The sequence below is a fragment of the Pseudomonas sp. P4_C3 genome (genome assembly GCF_056402075.1).
On the sequence record NZ_JBFUIC010000450.1, the window covers coordinates 1 to 2,758 of the forward strand.

Consider the following 2,758-nt stretch of genomic DNA (forward strand, 5'->3'; position numbering starts at 1 on the left):
CTACGGTTCGATCGCGGCGCTGATGACCACGGTCAAGGGCGCCGATGCGCAGACCCTGGCCCATTACATCTCGACCTTTTTCGTCAGCATTGCCTCCCACGACACCTACGCGCTGCTGATGGGCGTGTATTCGGCGATTCTCGGCTTCTTCATCCCGTCCGGTGGCGGCAAGTGGATCATCGAAGCGCCGTACGTGATGCAAGTGGCCAATGACCTGAACTACCATCTGGGCTGGGCGGTGCAGATCTACAACGCCGCCGAAGCCCTGCCCAACCTGATCAACCCGTTCTACATGTTGCCGCTGCTGGGCGTGCTGGGGTTGAAAGCGCGGGACTTGATCGGCTTCTCGTTCGTGCAATTGCTGGTACATACGCCATTGGTGCTAGTGTTGTTATGGGCACTGGGGACGACGCTGGCGTATTTGCCGCCGGTAATGCCGTAACCATAAAAAGGGCCGATATTGATATCGGCCCTTTTTGTTCCGCCCTGTCTGTTTCAGTATCTGCTGGTCTTATACGCTGAAAAGGATCTGAGCATGTTCAAACTCGCGGCACTCACCCTCGCAGCCCTCACTCTGAGCACCACCGCCCACGCCGATGCCAACTTGAAACTGGGCACTACCGAACGCGTTACCCGCCTCTTCGCCTACCCCAACAATTGCAACGTGATCTGCTTTCGCAACTGGACGCTTGAGCAAACCGTCGAGCATTACCTGACCCAGAGCGTGCAGCGCGATGGCTACGGCGACGCGAAGGTTCTGGTCAAAACCGACAATGGTCAGCTCCACGCAGAAATCATCGGCGTGCCCAACGGCTATGAAAAACCTTTGGCAGCGCTGCTCGATGCCGGTGACCTGGCCTATAACGGCGCCAGCAAACTGAATGCCGATGGCAAGTGGGCGTACAGCTGGTATCTGTTCCTGCCGCTGGGCATGGCCCTGGAAAACCGCAAAAGCGTCGAACTGCTGCACTTCCCGCCAGACTATTCGCTGACCCAGGCCCAGGATTACCTGAGGTCCGCCACCACGGATCGCTGGGCCACGCTGCTCACCGCCAATGGCATCCCGGTCGAGCAGACGCCAGGCTTCCAGACCATTGTCGACATCGCCCCTATCGCCGCCCCATCCAACGCCGGCAAGGATCTGGAGGGCGTCTACAGCTACTTCAACGACTACCAGACCACCATGGTCAGGAACGTCAGCCTGCACGCCAGCGGTGAAACATTGCCAATGGTCGCCTTCGGCGCGCCGGTGCGTAACTGGATCCAGCAACAGTACGGGCCGACCGTGAACGTGCTGGGCCTGGCGACGATCAGCCCGAGTGACGGGGTGAAAGTGCGGGTGCTGGGTTCCAACCACCCGAGCTACATCTGGTACGCCGCCGATCCGGCGAACTATTCCGGCAATGATGCCAAGGCCAAGGCCGATGCAGCGGGCCTGAAAGTCATGGGCCAGGATTTGAGTGCCGCGTGCTGGCAGGCCGTCATGGGCCGCCAACCGGACAGTAATGCCGATGTCGAGCTGAAAACCTGCACGCAAACCTGGCAAGTGGCCGAGAAGGAAAAAACCTGCACGCTGTTCTACACCTCGATTCGCAACCTGACGCCCGGACAGGCGGCGGCCAAATGTTCGACTGCACCGGTCCAGCTGCAGCTCAAACAGCTCAAGGCGCCAGCGCCAGCCACTGCCCTGCCCGCTCCACCGCTGTAAACCGACTATCGGCAGTCCATCTGTCAGTTATGACAGTAGACCGCCCGCAATATCTGCGAGAGGCTTGGGCCGTACCCCATGTGCTGCGGCGCTGACAGGATCGTCAGCCAATGGAAGTCGCAGCACCCAGCCGACAAGGATCGTTATGAAAGCCAATGCACTGCGCAAGTCTCTCGCACCGCCGCCGCAGGGTGTTTACCCTTTTGCGGAGTTGCCCCTTCACCTCGGATTTCCATCCCTGGCCGATTTCGAGATTCTCTCGAACGACAAAGGCACGCCGATGGCCATAGCAGCGCTGCGCGAGTTTCCCCGCATCAGYCGAATCTGCAGGGTATCGGGGCATTTGCTGCCCTATCGCWGCCGACATACCCGMCARCTGRCSCSMGATGTTCACGTCTATGACCCGCGYTTCTGCGGGCTGCTGYGCCACTCTTGCGACCCGAACGTGTTTCTGGACATGAGYGAGYTGTGGTTATGGGCGCTGAAGGACATTCAGAAAGGCGACTGGCTGTCGATGGATTACGCTGCGACGGAAGACAAGCTGCTGCGCCAGTTCGCCTGCCGCTGCGGTTCATACAACTGCCGGGGCTGGATCGCCGGCTACGATGAAGCGCCGAACGCCGACGGCCAGCTGTTTTTGCAACAGTGGCGTCGGCAAAGTCCGTGCTGAAGGGCTTTACAGGGGCTCGAACGGACGCAGGCGGTACTGCGGTGGCAGTTGCTCGAAACCGCTAATGGTCGCATTCAGGCTCTTCCAGCGGCCATCCTTGATGCCATAAATGCAGCCGTGGATCGACAGGCTCTGTCCGCGATGCCAGGCGTTTTGCACAATGCTGGTGTGACCGACGTTGGCCACCTGCTGGATCACGTTGAGCTCGCAAAGACGGTCGACCCGTTCTTCTTCGGTGGCCAGTTTGGCCAGTTCTTCGCGCTTTTCGTAATACAGGTCGCGAATCGAGCGCAGCCAGCCGTCGATCAGGCCGAACTGACGATCCTGCATCGAGGCGCGCACACCACCGCAGCCATAATGACCGGTGACGAGGATGTGTT

The 2,758-nt window shown here is 59.8% G+C and carries 4 protein-coding genes; 3 read left to right on the forward strand and 1 reads right to left on the reverse strand.

Annotated elements, in window-relative coordinates; genetic code table 11:
- The 3 genes from AC1DVH_RS29140 to AC1DVH_RS29150 all read left to right on the forward strand — a co-directional run.
- A partial coding sequence (locus tag AC1DVH_RS29140; protein WP_477756698.1) for a TIGR00366 family protein occupies positions 1-442 on the forward strand: 442 nt, incomplete at its 5' end.
- A gap of 93 nt (positions 443-535) precedes the next feature.
- Entirely contained in the window at positions 536-1,708 is a 1,173-nt protein-coding gene (locus AC1DVH_RS29145) for a hypothetical protein (protein ID WP_477756699.1), read from the forward strand.
- A gap of 145 nt (positions 1,709-1,853) precedes the next feature.
- Positions 1,854-2,378 carry an SET domain-containing protein gene (locus AC1DVH_RS29150; RefSeq protein ID WP_477756700.1) on the forward strand — a complete coding sequence of 175 codons (525 nt, stop codon included), beginning with the start codon at positions 1,854-1,856 and terminating at the stop codon, positions 2,376-2,378.
- 6 nt (positions 2,379-2,384) lie between these two features.
- Here AC1DVH_RS29150 and AC1DVH_RS29155 read toward each other — a convergent pair.
- Positions 2,385-2,758, reverse strand: a 374-nt coding sequence (locus AC1DVH_RS29155; RefSeq protein WP_477756701.1) for a carbonic anhydrase, incomplete at its 5' end; no start/stop codon positions are given.

Coding starts and splice junctions, on each gene's coding strand:
- AC1DVH_RS29145 (WP_477756699.1), top strand. CDS start 536: ATGTTCAAACTCGCGGCACTCACCCTCGCAGCCCTCACTCTGAGCACC.